This window comes from Hymenobacter guriensis (assembly GCF_015773195.1).
GTDB lineage: Bacteria > Bacteroidota > Bacteroidia > Cytophagales > Hymenobacteraceae > Hymenobacter > Hymenobacter guriensis.
The window spans coordinates 1-20,569 of sequence record NZ_JADWYK010000016.1 but is presented as its reverse complement, the minus strand read 5'-3'; the positions used below and the strand labels follow the sequence as shown (position 1 = coordinate 20,569).

The 20,569-nt window shown below is 65.1% G+C and carries 19 protein-coding genes; 18 read left to right on the top strand and 1 reads right to left on the bottom strand.

Annotated features, from left to right (window positions below):
* Positions 1–63 precede the first annotated feature (63 nt).
* From I5L79_RS19495 to I5L79_RS19410, 18 genes are all read left to right on the top strand, one after another.
* Entirely contained in the window at positions 64–564 is a 501-nt protein-coding gene (locus I5L79_RS19495) for a hypothetical protein (RefSeq protein WP_196956755.1), read from the top strand.
* Positions 565–634: 70 nt separating this feature from the next.
* Positions 635–958 (top strand): DUF6660 family protein, encoded by a 324-nt coding sequence (locus I5L79_RS19490; protein ID WP_196956754.1) that lies wholly within the window; start codon positions 635–637, stop codon positions 956–958.
* Between the two features lie 165 nt (positions 959–1,123).
* On the top strand, positions 1,124–5,602 hold the full coding sequence (locus tag I5L79_RS19485) for a CusA/CzcA family heavy metal efflux RND transporter (RefSeq protein ID WP_196956753.1): 4,479 nt from the start codon (positions 1,124–1,126) through the stop codon (positions 5,600–5,602).
* A gap of 34 nt (positions 5,603–5,636) precedes the next feature.
* A complete protein-coding gene (locus tag I5L79_RS19480; protein WP_196956752.1) occupies positions 5,637–6,854 on the top strand; it encodes an efflux RND transporter periplasmic adaptor subunit in 1,218 nt (405 codons plus the stop codon).
* Between the two features lie 37 nt (positions 6,855–6,891).
* Positions 6,892–7,221 carry a YnfA family protein gene (locus tag I5L79_RS19475; protein ID WP_196956751.1) on the top strand — a complete coding sequence of 110 codons (330 nt, stop codon included), beginning with the start codon at positions 6,892–6,894 and terminating at the stop codon, positions 7,219–7,221.
* 9 nt (positions 7,222–7,230) lie between these two features.
* Positions 7,231–7,842 carry a hypothetical protein gene (locus I5L79_RS19470; protein WP_196956750.1) on the top strand — a complete coding sequence of 204 codons (612 nt, stop codon included), beginning with the start codon at positions 7,231–7,233 and terminating at the stop codon, positions 7,840–7,842.
* A 48-nt stretch (positions 7,843–7,890) separates the two neighbouring features.
* Positions 7,891–10,158: a heavy metal translocating P-type ATPase gene (locus tag I5L79_RS19465; RefSeq protein WP_196956749.1), complete on the top strand. Its 2,268-nt coding sequence runs from the start codon at positions 7,891–7,893 to the stop codon at positions 10,156–10,158.
* Positions 10,155–11,051 carry a cation diffusion facilitator family transporter gene (locus I5L79_RS19460; protein WP_196956748.1) on the top strand — a complete coding sequence of 299 codons (897 nt, stop codon included), beginning with the start codon at positions 10,155–10,157 and terminating at the stop codon, positions 11,049–11,051. The genes I5L79_RS19465 and I5L79_RS19460 overlap by 4 nt, the downstream gene beginning before the upstream one ends.
* Before the next feature lie 56 nt (positions 11,052–11,107).
* Positions 11,108–12,007 carry a cation diffusion facilitator family transporter gene (locus tag I5L79_RS19455; RefSeq protein WP_196956747.1) on the top strand — a complete coding sequence of 300 codons (900 nt, stop codon included), beginning with the start codon at positions 11,108–11,110 and terminating at the stop codon, positions 12,005–12,007.
* A 56-nt stretch (positions 12,008–12,063) separates the two neighbouring features.
* On the top strand, positions 12,064–13,476 hold the full coding sequence (gene lpdA / locus I5L79_RS19450) for a dihydrolipoyl dehydrogenase (RefSeq protein ID WP_196956746.1): 1,413 nt from the start codon (positions 12,064–12,066) through the stop codon (positions 13,474–13,476).
* A gap of 5 nt (positions 13,477–13,481) precedes the next feature.
* Complete coding sequence (locus I5L79_RS19445; protein ID WP_231403225.1) at positions 13,482–14,312, top strand: ZIP family metal transporter; 831 nt, start codon at positions 13,482–13,484, stop codon at positions 14,310–14,312.
* Positions 14,313–14,336: 24 nt separating this feature from the next.
* A complete protein-coding gene (locus tag I5L79_RS19440; protein WP_196956745.1) occupies positions 14,337–14,627 on the top strand; it encodes a hypothetical protein in 291 nt (96 codons plus the stop codon).
* On the top strand, positions 14,617–15,363 hold the full coding sequence (locus tag I5L79_RS19435) for an SDR family NAD(P)-dependent oxidoreductase (protein WP_231403224.1): 747 nt from the start codon (positions 14,617–14,619) through the stop codon (positions 15,361–15,363). The genes I5L79_RS19440 and I5L79_RS19435 overlap by 11 nt, the downstream gene beginning before the upstream one ends.
* Before the next feature lie 43 nt (positions 15,364–15,406).
* Positions 15,407–16,606 (top strand): family 1 glycosylhydrolase, encoded by a 1,200-nt coding sequence (locus I5L79_RS19430; RefSeq protein WP_196956744.1) that lies wholly within the window; start codon positions 15,407–15,409, stop codon positions 16,604–16,606.
* Positions 16,607–16,653: 47 nt separating this feature from the next.
* Positions 16,654–17,352 (top strand): DUF1345 domain-containing protein, encoded by a 699-nt coding sequence (locus tag I5L79_RS19425; protein WP_196956743.1) that lies wholly within the window; start codon positions 16,654–16,656, stop codon positions 17,350–17,352.
* A gap of 32 nt (positions 17,353–17,384) precedes the next feature.
* Positions 17,385–18,323, top strand: a complete 939-nt coding sequence (locus I5L79_RS19420) for a bestrophin family protein (RefSeq protein WP_196956742.1) — start codon at positions 17,385–17,387, stop codon at positions 18,321–18,323.
* 155 nt (positions 18,324–18,478) lie between these two features.
* Positions 18,479–19,162, top strand: a complete 684-nt coding sequence (locus tag I5L79_RS19415; RefSeq protein WP_135398292.1) for a DUF305 domain-containing protein — start codon at positions 18,479–18,481, stop codon at positions 19,160–19,162.
* A 73-nt stretch (positions 19,163–19,235) separates the two neighbouring features.
* Positions 19,236–19,943: a DUF305 domain-containing protein gene (locus tag I5L79_RS19410; protein ID WP_196956741.1), complete on the top strand. Its 708-nt coding sequence runs from the start codon at positions 19,236–19,238 to the stop codon at positions 19,941–19,943.
* Between the two features lie 214 nt (positions 19,944–20,157).
* Here I5L79_RS19410 and I5L79_RS19405 read toward each other — a convergent pair.
* Positions 20,158–20,569 (bottom strand): hypothetical protein (locus tag I5L79_RS19405; protein WP_196956740.1); only part of this gene is annotated, 412 nt, incomplete at its 5' end.

Sequence of the window (20,569 nt, the reverse complement as noted above, 5' to 3'; positions counted from 1 at the left end):
CTCCCCTTACGTCAACCCAATGACCTTTTCGACGTGTAAGGAAAATATCTACCTGCATTTTCGATGCGTCCACTCTCACTTGCTGGGTACTTGCTCCTGGCATCCTCGCTGCTGTCGTTTACTTCCGCCGGGTTGCCCGGCGGGGTAGGGCACGCCGCCGGTCTCAGCCGGCGCGATGCCCCCACGGAAGCGGCAATTTTACTGACCATGCGCACGTTTCGCCACGCCGTTGCCGTCGGAGATTCCGCCGCCGCCGTGGCGCTCTTTACCCGTGCGGCCTGGCTCCTGGACCAAACGGAGCCTTTACCGAAGCACCGTTTCGTTCACCTGGCCGGCTGCCGCGGCTGGTGCCGCCCCGCTTCCCCGCTAAGGCAGTACCGGGTGAGCCTCCTGCCGGGGCCTGACACGGCAGTCGTCGTGGAAACTTATTACCGGGATACTCCTGTTTCCACCCGTAGGCGCCGTTTGCCTGGTCAGGGCTACACGGCTATTTCGGTCGTTGTTCGCCAGCACGACCAGTGGCTTATCAGCAGCCATACCCTGTGTCGGGCGCCGGCAGAATAGGCCCACTTTGCCCAAGGGTGTATCCTTATCGGCGCGAAATCCGTAGGTTTGCACCATCCTACCCCCTGGAATGCGTTTATTCTCCGTCTTCTTTGCTTGTTACCTGGCCCTGCTCGCCTGTCTGCCCTGCGTAGACCGGGAGCCGGTGCGCGCGAACAGCACGCAGACGTTTGTCAGCGCAACTTCCCACGAGGCGGCTTCCCATCTGGCGGGTGATTGGTGCACGCCGCTATGCCAGTGCCACTGCTGCGCCGGCACGTCGCTGCCCACGGCGCTGCGCTTGGCGTTGACGGCGCCCCCCAAGGTATTTTACGCCTCGGGCCGGTACTCGCGCCTGCAGCCCCCGGCCGCCCGGCAGATGCCGGGCAGCATCTGGCAGCCCCCCCAAGCCTAGTTTCCTGTTTTTCGGGTCCCCTACGGGACCGGGCCCCGGTGCGGGGTCCGGTCCCGTTGACGCATGCGCACGTTCCGTGGCCTCGCCCGGACCCCGCCGCCGTCGAGCCCCGCTGGGCTCCGGCCGCCCCCTTCCCAGGATTTCTAGTCTTACCCCCCAGTCATCATGCTGAATAAGCTGATCTATTTTTCCATACACAACAAGCTCATCATCGGGCTGCTGACCCTGGCGCTCATTGCCTGGGGCGGCTACTCGCTCTACCGCCTCCCCATCGACGCGGTGCCCGATATCACCAACAACCAGGTCGTAGTGTACACCGTGGCCCCTTCGCTGGCCGCCAACGACATCGAGCGGCTGGTGTCCTTTCCCATCGAGCAGAGCGTGGCCACCATTCCGGGCGAGGAAGAGGTGCGCTCGTTTTCGCGCTTCGGCCTCTCGGTGGTCACCATCATTTTCGAGGACGGCATCGACATTTACTGGGCCCGCCAGCAGGTAGCCGAGCGGCTCCGCGAAGCCGAAAGCCAGATACCAGACGGCGTGGGCCGGCCGGAAATGTCGCCGGTGTCCACCGGACTGGGCGAAATCTACCAGTACCTGGTGCGCGCCAAGCCCGGCTACGAGAAGAAGTACGATGCCCGCGAGCTGCGCACGATTCAGGACTGGATAGTACGCCGGCAGCTGCTGGGCACGCCCGGCGTGGCCGACGTTTCATCCTTCGGTGGCCTGCTCAAGCAATACGAAGTGTCGCTGGACCCCGAGCGGCTGCGCTCCCTCAACATCACCGTGGACGAGGTCTACCAGGCCGTCTCGCGCAATAACCAGAACACCGGCGGGGCCTACCTCGATAAAAACCCCACGGCCTACGCCATCCGTACCGAGGGCCTGGTGACCAACCCGCAGGACATCGGCAACATCGTAGTGCGCAGCACCGAAAGCGGCCTGCCCATCCTGGTGCGCGACGTGGCCAACATCCGCCTGGGCTCGGCCGTGCGCTACGGGGCCATGACCCGCAACAACGAGGGCGAAGTGACCGGCGGCATCGTGCTCATGCTCAAAGGGGCCAACGCCAACGAAGTCATCAAGGCCGTGAAGGAGCGCATGAAGACGGTGGAAAAATCCCTGCCCGAAGGCGTGGCCGTGGACGTGTACCTGGACCGCTCCGACCTCGTGGGCCGGGCCATTCACACCGTTACCAAGAACCTGATTGAGGGCGCGCTGATTGTGATTTTCGTGCTGGTGCTGTTTTTGGGCAACCTGCGCGCGGGCCTCGTGGTGGCCTCGGTCATTCCGCTGGCCATGCTCTTCGCCATTGCCATGATGCAGCTCTTTGGCGTGTCGGGCAACCTGCTCTCGCTCGGGGCCATTGACTTCGGCCTGGTCGTGGACGGGGCCGTGATTATCGTCGAGGGCATCATTCACCGCATCCATTCCGGCCACACCAAGGCCCACGGCAAGAACGGCCTGCTCACGCAGCGGCAGATGGACGACGAAACTTACCACGCCGCCGCCGGCATCCGCGACTCGGCCGGCTTCCCCGAAGTCATCATCCTGATTGTGTACCTGCCGCTGCTGGCCCTGGCCGGCATTGAGGGCAAGATGTTCAAGCCCATGGCCCAGACCGTGGCCTTCGCCATCATCGGGGCCCTGATACTGTCGCTGACTTACGTGCCGATGATGGCCGCCCTGGGGCTGAGCCGCAACACCACCCCCAAGCGCACCTTCTCCGATAAGATGATGAGCTGGCTCGAAGCCCGCTACCGGCCCATGATTAGCTGGGCGCTGCGCCGCAAGGCCGTGGTGCTAACCACCTCGGTGGCCCTGCTGGTGGGTACGGTGCTTTTGTTCCGCACCCTGGGCGGGGAGTTCATCCCGCAGTTGTCGGAAGGCGACTTTGCCATTGAGATGCGCACGCTGACGGGCTCGTCGCTGAGCTACACCATCGAAAAAACCGGGCAGGTGGGTGAAATTCTCAAAAAGCAATTCCCCGAAGTAAAGGAAGTGGTGGCCAAGATTGGCTCGGCCGAGATTCCCACCGACCCCATGCCCGTGGAAGCGGCCGACGTGATGGTGACCCTGAAAGACCCCAAGGAGTGGACGTCGGCCAAGACGCAGCCGGAGCTGGCCGAGAAGATGGCCGAAGCCCTGAGCGTGATTCCCGGCGTCACGTTCGGTTTTCAGCAGCCCATTCAGATGCGCTTCAACGAGCTCATCTCCGGGGCCAAACAAGATGTGGTGCTCAAGATTTACGGCGAAGACCTCGACCAGCTGGCCGACTACGCCGCCCGCACCGCTGCGCTCGTGCGGCAGGTGCAGGGCGCTGAGGACATCTACGTGGAGCAGGTGACCGGCCTGCCGCAGATTGTGGTCAAGATTGACCGCAACAAACTGGCCCAGTTTGGCCTGAACGTGGAGGACGTGAACCGCACCGTGCAAACGGCCTTTGCCGGCCAGGCCGCCGGACAGGTGTTCGAGCAGGAGCGCCGCTTCGACCTCGTGCTGCGCCTGCCCCCGGCCCTGCGCAAGGACATCACCAGCGTGCGCCAACTCTTCATTGCCACCCCGCGCGGCGAGCAGATTCCCCTGGAGCAGCTCGCGGATGTGAGCCTCGTGGAAGGCCCTAACCAGATTCAGCGCGACGACGCCAAGCGCCGCATCACCGTGGCCTTTAACGTGCGCGGCCGCGACGTGGAAAGCGTAGTAGAGGAATTGCAGGGCAAAGTGGACCAGCAGCTTAAGCTGGCTCCCGGCTACTACACCACCTACGGCGGGCAGTTCGAGAACCTGCGCGAGGCCTCGCAGCGCCTGAGCATCGCCGTGCCGGTGGCCCTGCTGCTGATTTTCGCCCTGCTTTTCTTCACTTTCCGCTCCCTGCTGCAGGCCACGATGATTTTCACGGCCATCCCGCTCTCGGCCATCGGCGGGGTGCTCTCGCTCTGGCTGCGCGACATGCCCTTCAGCATCTCGGCCGGGGTGGGCTTCATTGCCCTGTTTGGCGTGGCCGTGCTCAACGGCGTGGTGCTCATCGGCTATTTCAACCAACTCAAAAAAGAAGGCGTGACGGACTTAACAGAACGGATTCTGCAGGGCACGGCCACCCGGCTACGCCCCGTGCTGATGACGGCCACGGTGGCCTCGCTCGGCTTTTTGCCCATGGCCCTGGCCACCTCGGCGGGCGCCGAAGTGCAGCGCCCCCTGGCCACCGTCGTCATCGGCGGCCTGGTGACGGCCACGCTGCTGACCCTGCTGGTGCTGCCCATCCTCTACGCCCTGGTGGAAAGCCGGGCGAAGAAGCCGGCCGATGACGAGGAGGAAATGCACGATGACGTCCCCACGGGCGTACCGGGCACGACGCCAACTTCCCCCGTGGTTGCGGGAGCCCTTGCCCTGTTGCTGCTAGCCCTACCTTTCACGGGCCGGGCCCAGCAGCCGCAGCTTTCCGTGGGCGGGGCGCCGTTCACGGCCCAGCAGGCCGTCACGCAGGCGCTGCAAGCCAACGGCACGGTGCAGGTGGCCCAACGCTCGCTCGAAGCCCAGCAGGCACTGCGCCGCACGGCCACCGACGTGGGCCGCACCACCATTGGCGTGACTTACGGGCAGTACAACACCTACCGCAAGGACAACCAGTTCAACATCAGCCAGACCTTCTCGCTGCCGGGCGTGTACCGCAGCCAGGCCCGGCTGCTGGATGCGCAGATAGGCGGCCAGCAGTTCCAGCTGGCCCAGGTGCAGGCCGACCTGCGCCGGCAGGTGCGCCTGAACTACGAGCAGGCCGTGTACGCCCGGCACCGCCTCAAGGTGCTGCGCGGGCAGGACAGCCTCTACACCGAGTTTCTGCGGGCCGCCAACCTGCGCTTTAAAACCGGGGAAGTGGCCCGGCTCGAACCGGCCACGGCCCTGGTGCAGCAGGGCGAAACCCAGGCCCTGATTCGGCAGGCCCGCACGGGCTACCAGGTGGCCCAGCGCCAGCTACAGGCCCTGCTGCAACAGGCGCAGGTAGTGGACGTGGCCGACAGTCTGCTGCGTCCCCTGGAGCCCGTGGTGCTACCCGCCCTGGGCGACACGGCCCGCCTGGCGCAAAACCCGGATGCCCAGGTCCTGCGCCAGCTCATTGCCCAGCGCCAGGCCGCTACCCGCGCCGAACAGGCCCAGGGTTTGCCTAACGTTACGCTCGGCTATTTCAACCAGTCGCTGATTGGCCCGCAGACCATCGGCGGGGTGGGCGGCGATGACCGCTACTACTCGGGCAGCGACCGGTTCCAGGGCGTGCAGGGCTCGGTGGGCATTCCCATCCTGCGCGGCCCGCAGAAAAGCCGGGTGCAGGCTGCCCGCCTCCAGGAGCAGGTGGCCACGGCCTCGTACCGGCGGCAGCTGGCCGAGCTGGCCGGCCGGCAGGACGAGTTGGTGGCCCGCCACGCCGAGCAGCAGCAGCGGCTCACCTTCTACCAGCAAACGGCCCTGCCGCAGGCCGACGTGATTGTGCGCCTGAGCACCCGGGCCTTCAAGGCCGGCGAAACCGGCTACAGCGAGTACCTGCTCAACCTGGAGCGGGCCCTGAACCTGCGCACGGCTTACCTGGAAGTACTACTGGACCATAACCAGACCGTCATCGAGCTGGACTACCTGCTCAACAGCACGGCCCAGTAACTCTCTTATTTTCTTGATTTCCTGAATTTTCTCCATGAAGAATATTGCAATTTTGGCGCTGTTTGGCCTGGCCCTAGCCGGCTGCGGCACCGATAAAAAAGAAGGCGCTTCCGCCGAGGCCACCACCGGAACGCCTGCCGTTGCCACCGCGGCCGGTCAGCCCGCGGCCGAAGGGGCAAAAGAGGCCGCCGAAGCGGAACCCACCGAAACCACCCTTTCGCCCGAGGAGCAGCGCACGGCCGGCATTCGCCTGGGCAAGGTGCAGGACCGGGTGCTCAGCGGGGGCCTCAAGGTGAACGGCACGCTGGACGCGCCGCCCGAAAACGCGGTGACCGTCAGCGCCCTGCTCGGCGGCATCGTGGAGCGCACCACCCTGCTGCAGGGCTCGCAGGTGCGGGCCGGTCAGGTGCTGGCCACCATCCGCAACCCCGAGTTCCTTGACTTGCAGCAGAAGTACCTGGAAACGAGCAGCCAGCTCGAATACGCCCGCTCCGAGTACGCCCGGCAGGAAGAGCTCTACCGGCAGGAAGTAGCTCCGCAGAAAAACTTCCAGCGGGCCCGGGCCGAGTACCGGGCCCTGCAGGCCCAGGTGGCGGCCCAGGCCGCCCGCCTGCGCCTGGCCGGCCTGCCGGTGGGCGGCAAGCTCACGACCACGGCCCCGGTGAAGGCCCCGCGCGGCGGCTTCCTGAAAACGGTGAACGCCAGCGCCGGCCAGAGCGTGACGGCAACCGACGTGCTGTTTGAAATCATCGACCCCGGCCACCTGGACGTGGTGTTGAACGTGTTCGAGAAGGACGCGCCGCAGCTGCGCAACGGCCAGACCGTGCGCTACACCCTGGCCAATGACTCGGCCGGGGCCGACCACCAGGCTAAAATATACCTCATCGGCCGCACGGTGGGCGAAGACCGCACCGTGCGCGTGTACGCCCACCTGCGCCACGAGGACGCCAGCCGCCTGCCCGGCACCTACGTGCGGGCCGTTATCGAAACCAACTCGGCCACCGTGCCGGCCCTGCCCGACAAGGCCCTGGTGCAGTTTGGGGGCAAGGACTACATTTTTGTGGCCGACGACAAGGCCACGGCCAAGGGCGAAAGCAGCTACCGCATGGTGGCCGTGGAAACCGGCGTGAGCGAAAACGGCTACACCCAGGTTACGCTGCCGGCAGGGCTGACAGCGGCAAATGCCGCCATTGTTACCGAAGGCGCGTATTCCCTGCTGGCGAAGCTCAAAAACGCCGAAGAGGAAGAATAGCCACCGTATGGGCTTCTGCCACGTTAACCCCATCCATATGCCTTTGATTAAACCGCTTGCCGTATTTTTTCTGGCCGGCCTCTGCGAAATCGGAGGCGGCTACCTGATGTGGCAGTGGCTCAAGTCCGGGCGACCGGCGTGGACGGGACTGATTGGAGCGCTGCTGCTGGTTCTCTACGGCTGGGTGGCCACCTGGCAGCCCACTTCGTTTGGCAAAACCTACGCCGTGTACGGGGCCGTTTTCATTGTCATGTCCATTGCCTGGGCCGCCTACTTTGACGGCTTCCGGCCCGACCGGTTTGACATGTTCGGTGGGGCCATTATCCTGTTGGGCATTGCCGTGGTTCTTTTCTGGCCCCGCCCGTAATCTCTGCCCATGCTTCAGTTACTCACCGGTGCCCTGCTGCTCAGTCTGCTCCACGCCGCGATTCCCAACCACTGGGCGCCGGTGCTGGCCGTGGCCCGGGCCGAGCGCTGGCCCTTGCGGCGGGCGGTGGGCGTAACGCTGGTGGCCGGCCTGGCCCACGTGCTGAGCACGGTGCTGCTGGGCCTGGGGCTGGGGCTGCTGGGCTGGCGCCTGTCGGCGGCCTTCTCGCAGTTTGCCGGCGTCGCGGCCCCGGCCCTACTGGTAGTCATCGGCCTGCTCTACGCCTTTTCCGGGCCGGGCCATACCCACCCCGACCCGGAGCCCGTGCCCGTGCGGCCGCGGGGCCGGGTGGTGCTGGGCCTGGCGGCGACGATGTTTCTGGCCCCCTGCCTGGAAATTCAAACGTTTTTTCTGTCCGCCGGCACGCGCGGTCCGCTGGCACTGGCCCTGGTCATGGCCACCTACCTGGTGGTGTCGGTGGGGGCCATGAGCGTGCTGGTCGCCGGGGCGTACACCGGCCTGCGCCGCCTGAACCTGACGGGCCTGGCCCGCTACGAGCGCCGCTTTACCGGGGCGGTGCTCGTACTGGTGGGCGTGGCCGGCTTTTTCGTAGACTGGTAGCCCTGAGTTGCCCCTGCTTTCTTCATTCACCGCTGCTATTTTTTTCCTATGCCTGACCCAACCTCCCCCAACACCGACGAAGAGCTCAACACGGCCAAGCAGGTCAAGCTCGAAAACGTGGGTGCGCTCAGCCGCGACCAGCTCACGCCCGAAGCCGCCGCCGCGCCAGAAGGCCACGACGTGCCCGGCCACGACCACGCCGAACACGACCACACGGGCCACAACCACCCGGCGGGCAAAAAGGTGGTAAACCTGGGCCAGAAGGCGAAAGACGAGCACGCCGGCCACGACCACGGCTCCGGCGACGACCACGACCACGGACCGGCCGGTGCCAACCCCTACCTCTGGCCCGGCGTCAGCTTCGTGCTACTACTGGTCGGCATCGCGCTGGACTACTATAACGTGGCCTGGTTCACCGGCTACGTTCGCCTGGGCTGGTACAGCGTCGCCTACCTGCTGGTGGGCTGGAAGGTGGTGAAAGCGGCCGTGCTCAGCATTCCCAGCGGCAACATATTCAACGAGTTTCTGCTCATGAGCATCGCCACCATCGGCGCGTTTGCCATTGAGCAATACCCGGAGGGCGTGGCCGTGATGCTGTTCTACACCGTGGGCGAGCTGTTTCAGGACGCGGCCGTGAACCGGGCCAAGCGCAGCATCCGGGCCCTGCTCGAAATTCAGGCCACCGAAGTCACCGTTATCCGCAACGGGCAGACCGTGGTGCTGGACCCTAAGGAAGTCGTCGTGGGCGACACCATCGAGGTGAAGCCCGGCGAGAAGGTGGCCCTTGACGGCACCCTGACCAAGGGTCCGGCCTCCTTCAACACGGCCGCCCTTACCGGCGAGTCGGTGCCCCAGACCAAGCAATCCGGCGAGGTCGTGCTGGCCGGCATGGTCAACCTGGAATCGCTGATTCAGGTGGCCGTGACGGCGAACTACAAGGACACCAAGCTGGCCAAAATCCTGACCATGGTGCAGGACGCGGTGGGCCGCAAGGCCAAGACCCAGCAGTTCATCACCAAGTTCGCCAAAATCTACACGCCGATTGTGGTATTGCTGGCCGTGCTGCTCGTGGTGGTGCCCTACTTTGTGGTGGATGACTACGTGTTTCGCACCTGGCTCTACCGGGCGCTGGTGTTCCTGGTCATCTCCTGCCCCTGCGCGCTGGTCATCAGCATCCCGCTGGGCTACTTCGGCGGCATCGGGGCGGCGTCCAAGGCCGGCATCCTGTTTAAGGGCTCCAACTTCCTGGATTTGATGCGCGAGCTCGACACGGTGGTCATGGACAAAACCGGCACGCTCACCCAGGGCATCTTCGCCGTGCAGCAGGTGCAGCCCGCCGCGGGTTTCGATGCCCCACAGCTGCTGCGGCTGGTGGGCGCGCTGGAAACCAAGTCCACCCACCCCATCGCCAAGGCCGTCGTGCTGCACGCAGACGCAGCCGCGCAGGGCGTTTCGGTGGATAATGTGGAAGAAATCAGCGGCCACGGCCTGCGCGGCAAAGTAGACGGCCGCGACGTGCTGGCCGGCAACACCAAGCTGCTCACCAAGTTCAACGTGGCCTACCCCGCCGAAGTCGACCAGGTGTTCGACAGCATCGTCGTAGCCGCCGTGGACGGTAAATACGCCGGCTACCTAACCGTGGCCGACTCGCCCAAGGAGGACGCGGCCCGCACCGTGCAGGAGCTGCGCGCCGACGGCATCACCAAAATCGTGATGCTCTCCGGCGACAAGGACAGCATCGTCCAGCGGGTAGCGAAGGAGCTGGGCCTTGACGAGGCCTACGGCGGGCTGCTGCCCGAAGACAAGGTGCGCCACGTGCAGGAGTACAAGGACGCGGGCCGCAAGCTGGCCTTCGTGGGCGATGGGGTGAACGACGCCCCGGTAGTGGCCCTGGCCGACGTAGGCATCGCCATGGGCGGGCTGGGCTCGGACGCCACCATCGAAACCGCCGACGTGGTGATTCAGACCGACCACCCCAGCAAGATTGCCACCGCCCGGCGCATTGCCCGCGCCACCCACCGCGTGGTGTGGCAGAACATCTGGCTGGCCTTCGTGGTGAAGGGCGTCGTGCTGGCCCTCGGCGCCGGCGGCCTGGCCACCATGTGGGAGGCCGTGTTTGCCGACGTGGGCGTGGCCCTGCTGGCCATCCTCAACGCCGTGCGCATTCAGCGCATGGACTACGCCACGCCCGGCACGGGCGGCACGCCGCCCCCCGCTCCCATTGTACCGCCGAAAGCAGAAAACCTGTCGGTTGTCGAGCCCATGCCCCGCGAACTGCGCGAAGGCCCCCACCACCACAACGGTCAATCAGCATGAGCGGCGCCCACGGCATGAGCGGCAGCGCCGCCTCGCGCAACAAGCGCGCCCTGACCATCGTCTTTTTCACGACGCTTACTTACCTGGTGGCCGAGGTTATCGGCGGCTGGTGGACCGGCAGCCTGGCCCTGCTGGCCGACGCGGGCCATATGCTCACCGACGTAGCCGGCGTCGGGCTGGCGCTGCTGGCCATCCGCTTCGGCGAGAAGCCCGCCACGCCCGAGCGCACCTTCGGCTACTACCGCTTCGAGATTCTGGCCGCCCTCACCAACGCGGTGGTGCTGATTCTGATTTCGATTTACATCCTCTACGAGGCGTATTTCCGCTTTCTCAACCCGCCCAAGGTGGAGAGCACCACCATGATGTGGGTGGCCGGCGTGGGCATGCTGGTCAACTTATACGGCGTGTACCTGCTGCGCAAAAGCTCGGGCGAGAGCCTGAACATGAAGGGCGCCTATTTCGAGGTCTTGTCTGACCTTCTCACATCGGTGGGCGTGCTCATTGCCGGGGCTATCATGCTCACCACGAAGTGGTACTACGCCGACCCGCTGCTCTCGGCCGGCATTGGGCTGTTCATCCTGCCCCGCACCTGGGCCCTGCTCAAGGAGTCGGTGAACGTGCTGCTGGAGGGCACCCCGGCCGACGTGAACCTGGAAGCCATGCGCCAGGGGCTGCTGCAGGTGCCCGGCGTGGCGGCCGTGCACGACCTGCACGCCTGGGTGCTCACCTCGGGCGTCAACGCGCTGAGCCTCCACGTGGTGCTGACCGACGAAGCCCGCCACGAGGACGTGCTCACCCGCACCCACGACTACCTCACGACCAAGCACCCCATTCAGCACGCCACCATCCAGGTGGAACGCGGCGACTTCGCCCAGCACGAAACGCACCTGTAAGCGCACGACACGCAACCCCCGCAAATTGCTAAGGCTTGATACTCTTACCATCGTTCATGGAGTCAGTTAACTCCCCTACGAATCGCCAGCGGGCCGAGCGTGGCCAGGCCTCTACCCTGTGGGGCATCGGGGCCAACGTGGCCTTGGTGCTGGGCAAGGGCACGGCCGGGGTGCTGGGCAACTCCTACGCCCTGATTGCCGATGCCATTGAGTCGGCCACCGACATCGTCAGTTCTGGCATTGTGTGGCTGGGGCTGCGCACCGCCGCCCGGGAACCGGACGATAATCACCCATACGGCCACGGCAAGGCCGAACCGCTGGCGGCCATGCTGGTGGCGGGGGCGCTGCTGGCGGCTGCGGCCTACATCGCCTACGAGAGCATCCTGCGTATCCAGACGCCCCACCAGCTGCCCGCCCGTTTCACGCTGGCGGTGCTGGCTGTCATTATTGCCATCAAGGAAACGCTCTACCGCCGGGTGCTGCGCGTGGGCCAGGAAGTGGAAAGCGCGGCGGTGAAAGCCGATGCCTGGCACCACCGCGCCGACGCCATTACTTCGGCTACGGCGTTTGTGGGCATCGGCATTGCCCTGCTGGGGGGCCCCGGCTACGAAAGTGCCGACGACTGGGCAGCGCTCGTGGCCTGCGCCTTTATCGTGTACAACGCGTACCACATTTTCCGGCCGGCCTTCGGCGAAATCATGGACGAGGCCCCGGCGGGCACCTGGGTAGCGGATGTGCGCGCCCTGGCCGAAGCCGTGCCCGGCGTGGTAGCCACCGAGAAATGCTTTGTGCGCAAGATGGGCCTGGAATTTTTTGTCGACCTGCACGTGCTGGTCGATGGAGGCATTAGCGTGCGCGAGGGCCATGCCATTGCCGGCGCCGTGAAAGCGGCCATCAAGCGCGCCCGGCCGGCGGTGTACAACGTGCTGGTGCACGTCGAGCCCAACCTCGCATAGCTTGGCCTTTTACTATCCTGCCTCACCTCACCCTTTCATTTTCTTCTCCGTCTTTCATGAATAAATACGATGTTATCATTATCGGCTCCGGCCCCGGCGGCTACATCGCCGCCGTGCGCTGCGGGCAGCTGGGCCTGAAAACGGCCATCATCGAAAAGTACCCCACCCTGGGCGGCACCTGCCTCAACGTGGGCTGCATCCCCAGCAAGGCCGTACTTGAATCCACCGAGCTCTACCAAAAAGCCACCCACCAGTTTGCCGAGCACGGCATCGCGGCCGACAACCTGCGCGCCGACCTGCCCCGCATGATGGACCGCAAAGACCAGGTGGTGAAAAAGGTGTGCGACGGGGTGGTGTTCCTGATGAAGAAAAACAAGGTGGACGTTCTCCACGGCGTGGCTTCTTTCGTGGATGCCACCACCGTGCGGGTGCAGCCCGGCGACGGGGGCAGTGGGGAAGAGCAGCAGCTGACGGCCAAAAACATCATCATCGCCACCGGCTCCAAGCCCAGCACCCTGCCCTTCATCACCCTGGACAAGGAGCGCGTCATCACCAGCACCGAGGCGCTGGCCCTCCGCGAGCGGCCCAAGCACCTCATTATTGTGGGCGGCGGCGTCATCGGCCTGGAGCTGGGCTCGGTGTACGCCCGTCTGGGCAGCAAGGTGTCGGTGGTGGAATACACCGACGCCATCATCCCGACCATGGACCGTACCCTGGGCAAGGAGCTGCTGCGCTCGCTCAAGAAGCAGGGCCTGGAGTTCTACCTCTCCCACAAAGTGACGGCCGTGGAGCGCACCGGCGACACGGTCAAGCTCACTGCCCAGGGCGGGCCGTCGGCCGAGCTGCAGCTGGAGGGCGACTACTGCCTGGTGTCGGTGGGCCGCCGGCCCTATATCGATGGGCTGAACCTGGCCGCGGCCGGCGTGGAGCTCGACGAAAAGGGGCGGGTGAAGGTGAACGAGGACCTGCAAACCACCGCGCCGGGCATCTGGGCCCTGGGCGACGTGGTGCGCGGGGCCATGCTGGCCCACAAGGCCTCCGACGAGGGCGTGTACGTGGCCGAGCTCATTGCCGGCAAGCACCCGGAAGTCAATTACCTGCTCATTCCCAATGTGGTATACACCTGGCCCGAAGTAGCGGGCGTGGGCTACACCGAAGAGCAACTCAAAGAGCAGGGCAAGGCCTACAAGGTGGGCTCCTTTCCCTACTCCGCCTCCGGCCGGGCCCTGGCCGGCGCCGACACCGAAGGGCTGGTAAAGGTGCTCACCGACGCGCAAACCGACGAGATTCTGGGCGTGCACATGATTGGCGCGCGCATTGCCGACATCATCGCCGAAGCCGTGGGCATCATGCACTTCCGCGGTGCGGCCGAAGACGTGGGCCTGATGTCGCACGCCCACCCTACCTACGCCGAAGCCTTCAAGGAAGCTTGCCTGAACGCGGCCGGCATCGGGGCGCTGAACATGTAATGAGTATGCTACCAGCCCTATTACTAGCCGTTACGCCGGACGTAACCCCCTCTTGGACGCAAGTGCTGCTGTATTCCCTGGTGCCCGCTGCCATCATGGTGGTGGGAGCCGTAATAGCCGTGCTACGCCCGCCGGGCGCCGCCATTCGCAGCGCCATTCTGCACTTCGCGGCCGGCGTGGTGTTTTCCGTGGTGGCCGTCGAGCTGCTGCCCGATATCGTGGCCCGGCACCGGCCCCTGGAAGTAGGACTGGGCTTTGCCTTCGGCGTAGGGGTCATGCTGGCCCTGCGCTCGCTGACCCGCAAGGCCGCGGACAAGGAGAAGGCCAACCCGATTCCCTACTTCGCCTCGGACGTTATGTGGACGTCGGAATCCGAGAAAGCTGCCGACCAGCGCCGGGCTCCCCTGCCCATGGGCCTGCTCACGGGCGTGGCCATTGACATTCTCATCGACGGACTGCTGCTGGGCATCGGCTTCGCGGCGGGTGCCGAGGAAGGGATGCTGCTGGCCATTGCCCTTACCATCGAGGTGCTGTCGCTGGGCCTGGCCACGGCCGTCGAGCTGCAGCAGGAAGGCCAGACCAAGGCCCGGACCGTGGGCGTGGTGGTAGCACTATCGGCTTTGCTGGTAGTGGGAGCCGGCGTCGGCATCACGGTGCTGCAGGGCGCTTCCGATAACGTCATGGAGCTGGTGCTTTCCTTCGGGCTGGCAGCCCTGCTCTTTCTGGTGACCGAGGAATTGCTCACCGAGGCCCACGAGGAGCCGGAATCGCCCTGGCTGACCTCGACGTTCTTCCTGGGCTTCTTGGTATTTCTTATCCTGGGCATGCTCGTGTAGAGCGGCTTTACTTCATCGTTTACTATGAATTCCCACAAACTCCTGATTGAACTCACGCTGGTGCCGGCGGGCCGGCACATTGCCTTTTCCAAGGAAATGCTGGAAAAGGTGCACGTCTACCGCCGGGTAGGGACGGAAGGGGACACCTGGCAGCAGGTGGCGACCAACGCCCGCTCCCCTTTCATCGATACGGAAGCCTTTCCGGCCGGCACCACGCTCGAATACCAGGTGCAGCACTTCACCCAGCAAGACGATTTGGAAGGGCACAGCAACATCGTGCGCACCACCCTGATTGACCCCGCTAATGCTCACTAGCAACGCCATGCGCTTCACCGATAAAATATGTCTGGTGACCGGGGGCGGCTCCGGCATCGGGCGGGCCGCCTGCCAGCAGCTTGCCGCCGAGGGCGGCACCGTGGCGGTCCTGGACCGGGACGCCGCCACGGCCGCCGAGACCGTGGCCCTGATTGAACAAGCCGGTGGGCGGGCCCTGGCCGTGCGGGCCGATTTGGGCTTGGTGGCCGAGATTGAGGCCGCGGTGCAAACGGTGGTGGCCGCCTACGGGCGGGTGGACGTGCTGGTAAACAACGCGGCCGTGATGACTTTTAAGCCCATCACCGAGCTGACGGTGGCGGAATGGGACCTGGTGCTGGCCGTCAACCTGCGGGCCGTGTTTCTGCTCAGCCGGCTCTGCCTGGCGCACATGCAGGGCGGGGCCATTGTAAACATCAGCTCCGTGCACGGCCAGCAAACTACCGCCAACGTGATTCCCTACGCGGCCAGCAAAGGGGCCCTGGAAGCCTTCACGCGCGGCATGAGCCAGGAGTACCCCGCCACCTTGGTGCGCACCAACTGCGTGGCCCCCGGCGCCGTGGACACGCCCATGCTCTGGAACAACCCGAACGTGAAGAGCGGCAAGGAGAAGATTGAGGGCGAGGTGGGCCACCCCGAAGACATTGCCGGCGCCATCTGCTACCTGGCCTCGGCCGACGCGCACTACATCAACGGCACCACGCTGGTCGTGGACGGCGGACGGCTCAGCATCCTGTAGCGGGCCGCGCTTTCTTCTTGATTTTCTCCTTAATCCTTCGCGTATGAGTGCGTTCATGTTTGCCACCGGCATCGAAAACAGCTACCCGACCATCAAACTGCCCGACGGCACTACCCACCGGGTGGACGAGCTGGCCAAGACCGGGCACTACGAGCGCTGGCGCGAAGATTTCGCCCTGGTCAAGGAGATGGGCATCGAGTTTCTGCGCTACGGCCCGCAGTACTACCGCGTACACCTGGGACCGAATCAGTACGACTGGGCCTTTACCGACGAGACGTTTGCCCATCTGAAAGAGCTGGGCATCACGCCGCTCGTGGATTTGCTGCACTTCGGCCTGCCCGACTGGCTGGGCAATTTTCAGAACCCCGCGTTTCCCGAGCACTTCGCCGCCTACGCCGGGGCCTTCGCCGCGCGCTTCCCGGACCTGCAGTTCTACACCCCCATCAACGAAATCTTCGTCACGGTCATGTTTTCGGCCCAGTACGGCTGGTGGAACGAGTGCCTGACCAGCGACCTGGCGTTCGTCACGGCCCTCAAGCACGTGTGCCGGGCGGGCGTACTGGCCATGCAGGCCATCCTGGCCGTGCAGCCGGGTGCCATTTTCATTCAGAGCGAGTCGGCCGAGTACTTCCACCCCGAAACGCCGGCCGCGCGGCCCCTGGCCAACTTCCTCAACCAAAAGCGCTTTTTGAGCCTGGACCTGACCTACGGCTACCCGGTAAGCGTGGTCATGCACGAGTACCTGCTCAAAAACGGCATGACCGACGAAGAATACCACTGGTTCGATGACCAGAACATCAAGGCCAAGTGCATCATGGGCACGGACTACTACCGCACCAACGAGCGCATGGTACGCGCCGACGGCAGCACCTACCCGGCCGGCGACGTGTTCGGCTACTACGTCATCGCCAAGCAGTACTACGACCGCTACCGCATGCCGCTGATGCACACGGAAACCAACATGTGGGAGCCCGACTCGGTGGGCTGGCTCTGGCGGCAGTGGGCCAACGCCTACCGCCTCAAGCAAGACGGCATTCCCCTGGTGGGCTTTACCTGGTACTCCCTGCTCGACCAGGTGGACTGGGACACCGCCCTGCGCGAAAACAACGGCCGCGTTAACCCGCTGGGCCTCTACGACCTCGACCGTAAGATGCGCCCCGTGGGCCGGGCCTACCAGCGCCTGATTGCCCAGTGGAAGGACGTGCTGGTGGACGAGAGCTACGGCGTGCACATCAACTACTAAGTTTTCTTTTCAAGTGCCCGGCTTCCCGGTCGGCAATTCCCTGGCTTATGCCGCTTGCCCATCTCCTGTCGCACCGCCACCTGCTGCTGCACCTGCTCAACCTCTCGGCCCGCCAACGCCTGCTGGCGGCGGCGGCCGTCGCCGGGGCGGGGTGGGCGCTGCTGCCCGGCAGCCTGCTGCCGGCCACGCGGCTGGTAGCGGCCTGGGACCTGTTCTGCTTGGGTATCCTGGCCCTGCTATGGGCCGGCACCCACCGGGCCGACGCGGCCCACATCCGCCGGATGGCCAACCGCCAGGACCCGGGCCGGACGTGGGCCTTCGTGGCCGTGCTGGTGGGCAGCGCCGCTTCACTGGGGGCCGTGGTGCTGCTGCTGAGCAACCTGCCCAACCTGAGCCGGCGTGAGGTGGCCGTCCACGTGCTGCTCGCGGCCGGGGCCGTGGTGGGGGCCTGGCTGCTGGTGCACACGGTGTTTGCCCTACGCTACGCCCACGTGTACTTCAGCGAGGACACCACTACCGAACCACCCGATAACCTGGGTGGGCTGGACTTTCCGGGCGCGCCCCCGGCCTCGTACTGGGACTTTGCCTACTTCGCCTTCGTGGTGGGCTCCACCGCCCAGACCGCCGACGTGGCCGTGTCCTCCACCCGCATGCGGCGCTTGGTGATGCTGCACGGCCTGCTGGCTTTTGCCTTCAACACCAGCATCGTGGCCCTGACCATCAACCTGCTGGCTGGGCTCTTGTAGCGCGCCGGTTTCTTCATCCCTAACCTGTTTGCATGTACGTTCAAAAACACATTCACTGGCGCGTCATCTGGGACTACTCCTGGAAAGACCTGCTGATTTTTATCGTGTACGATTTGACGCTGGCGATTCTGCACGGCCCGCTGGGCATGACCTGGCTGGACATCCCCTGGCAGCTGGTGAGTATCCTGGGCGTGGCCGTCTCGTTTTACGTGGGCTTCAAAAACAGCAGCTCCTACAACCGCTTCAACGAGGCCCGCCAGCTGTGGGGCGGCATCGTCAACCGCAGCCGCAACTGGACCATGCTGGTGCTGGCCAACACGCAGCCCGCGCGCACGGACCTCACGCCCGAGCAAGTGAGCTACCAGCGCCAGCTGGTGTACCGGCAGCTGGCCTGGGTCAACGCCCTGTGCCTGCACCTGCGCCGCCAAACCAAGGAGCAGTGGAACCAGGCCGTGGCCCCGTTTCTGGACCCGGCCGAATCCGACTACCTGCGCATCACGGTGAACCCGCCCGCCCAGCTGCTGCTGCGCCAAAGCCAAGCCCTGCAGGAAGCCGACGGCCTGTTCGACGACCTGCAGCGCCACGCCCTGGTCGAGGACCTGCGCGAGCTGACCAACCTGCAGGGCGGCAGCGAGCGCATCAAAAACACGCCCTTTCCGCGGCAGTACGCCTTTTCCAGCGTGGTGTTCGTCTGGATTTTTATCGCCCTACTGCCCCTGGGCCTGCTAGCCGAGTTTGAGAAAATGGGGCACGGACACTACTGGTTCACGGTGCCTTTTTCGGTGCTCGTCTCCTGGGTGTTCGTCACCATCGAGCTGGTGGGTCACATCAGCGAAGACCCGTTTGAAAACCGGATGAACGACGTGCCCATGACGACGCTCTGCCGCAGCATCGAAATCGACCTGCGCCAGATGCTGGGCGAAACCGCCCTGCCCCAGCCCATCCAGCCCGTCAACGGGGTGCTGTACTAACGGCCCGGCGAACGGCAGGTAACGGCCGCCGTTTATCCTGGTCGGCTTTATTACCTTCAGTTCTGTCCCTTTCTCTAGCTGGTTCCGCTTAGTATGCTTGCAGCAGCCCGTATTGTTAAGCGGCAAGGTCGCAAAATTCTTCTGCCCTGAGTTTTATGAAAAATCGCTGCTTATTTTCCGCGCTGCTGATTGCTGTCGTGCAGTGCCTAACCGGCTGTAATTCCGAGTCCCCCGATTCGGCGGCCCACGAAGCCGATATCCACGACCAGCCCAAGGCCGCGCCAGCGCCGGCCGCCGCGCCCCCGAACCCGGCCGACTCCCTGCAGCTCCTGGTGCGTGAGCTGGACGCGGTGCGCCGCATCGGCTGCTGGGACGATGACTTTGCCAGCCTGATGGCCGTGCACCACGCCGGGGCCCAGCGCCTGGCGGCCGTGCAACTCTCGCAGGGCAAGGACTCCACCCTGCGTGCCATGGCCCAGCACGTGGTCAAGAGCCACGAAAAGGACACCCACGTGCTCACCCTGGCGCTGCGGCGCGAGCCGCCCGCCGGGCAGGAGTACCGGCCGGGCAACGCCCGGGACCCGTTTGTGCGCCGCATTGCGGCGGCCCTGGCGCCCCTGCGGCAGGTGCCGGCCCTGCCCGGCAGCCCCGACGCCGACTTTGCCACCCTCATGGAGCTACACCACCGCAGCGGCGTGGCCCTGGCCCAGGCCGAGCTGGCGTTTGGCCGCAACGCCGAGCTGCGGGATGCGGCCCGGCGCATCGTGCGCGACCAGCAGCAGGAAATCAAGCAGTTCCAGCGCTGGCTGAAAGCCAACTCCACCGGGGCGGCCAACTAAACCCGTCCCCAACCGCCCTTCCCTTATTTCGGGCCGCTGCCCAACTTATCTTCCGGCCATGGTTGCCCCCGCTTTGTCTGTTTTCAAATTCGCCGCGGCCCTATTGTTCCTCGGTCTGCTGCTGAGTGGCTGCGGCCGTAAAACCGATGACGGGCAGGACGCGCACATGGCGCAGGTCCCTTCTACCATGATGCAGGCCCTGCACACCATGGATGCGCACTCCCAGGCCCTGCCGCGCACCGACAACCTGGACGTGTACTTTGCCCGGCTCATGCGGGAAAACCACCAGGCCGCGGTGTCCATGTCGGCCCTGGAACTGCAGCACGGGCGGGATGCCACGCTGCGCGCCCTGGCCCGCGACATTCACCAAGCGCACCAGCGGCTGATTCCCGGCCTGGACTCGGCCATTGAGCGCATGCTCAGCCAGCCGCCCACCTACCCCGAGCATACCTCCCAGTCCCACCAGCTGGCCGAACTGCTCGAAGCCGCCACCAAGGGCCTGCACCCGGCCGCGCACCGCTCCATTGCCGGCGATACCGCCCGTGCGCCTGCCCAAGTCGAGGAGCAGCGCCAGGACGCCGGCACAGGCGACATCGACCGGGACTACGCGAGCTTGCTGATTCCGCACCACGAAAACTCCATCACCCTGGCCCGGGCGGAGCTGGAACTGGGCCGCGACGAGGCGCTCAGAAAAGTGGCTTACCTCATCCTGCTTGACCAGCAGCGGGAGATAAACCAGGTTCGGGCCTGGCTCAGGCAGCATCCGGGCAAGGCCCGGTAAGCTTCGGTTAGGGGATTAATAATCGGGAGGGGCTCAGGCATGCAACGGAATCCTGCGGCGCGGTGTTGAGCCGGCATGTGTGACCACCATAAGCCCGCCCTAAAGCTGCAACGCCTGGGCATTTACCTCTTTGTCGGCGTTCTGGTCCTGCTGGGCCAGTTCTACGGGCAATAGCCCGGGGCCAGTACAGTTATGCCGTAACCTGCCGCGCGGGTTACCCCCGGGTCAGGACGATGAATTTTTGTTTGGGCAGCAGCCCTAAGAAGCGGGCCATGACGGTTTTCGCGCCCGCGCCGGGCGAGGTGACCACCAAACGCGGCCACCACCCCAGCCACTTATTCTGCCAGCGGCTCGCGTAAGCGGGGCTGGCGGGCAGGGCCTGGGCGTGCTGCTTCATCTGGGCATAGGCCGCCGGCGTCAGGCGAGCCGTCACCTGGTAGAGCCGGAACGACGGCTTTTCAAACGTGGCCGTCAGCTGGCCACAAGGTCCCTGCATGATGTAGTAGGTGCGGCCCAGCTGTTCGGGAACCAGGCGCGCCGCCGTGAGAAAGGCTTGAAGCCGCCGGGCGACCACGGGCTGCGGCATGTCTTCGGTCAGCAGTAGTTCCAACAGCACATCAAAGAGC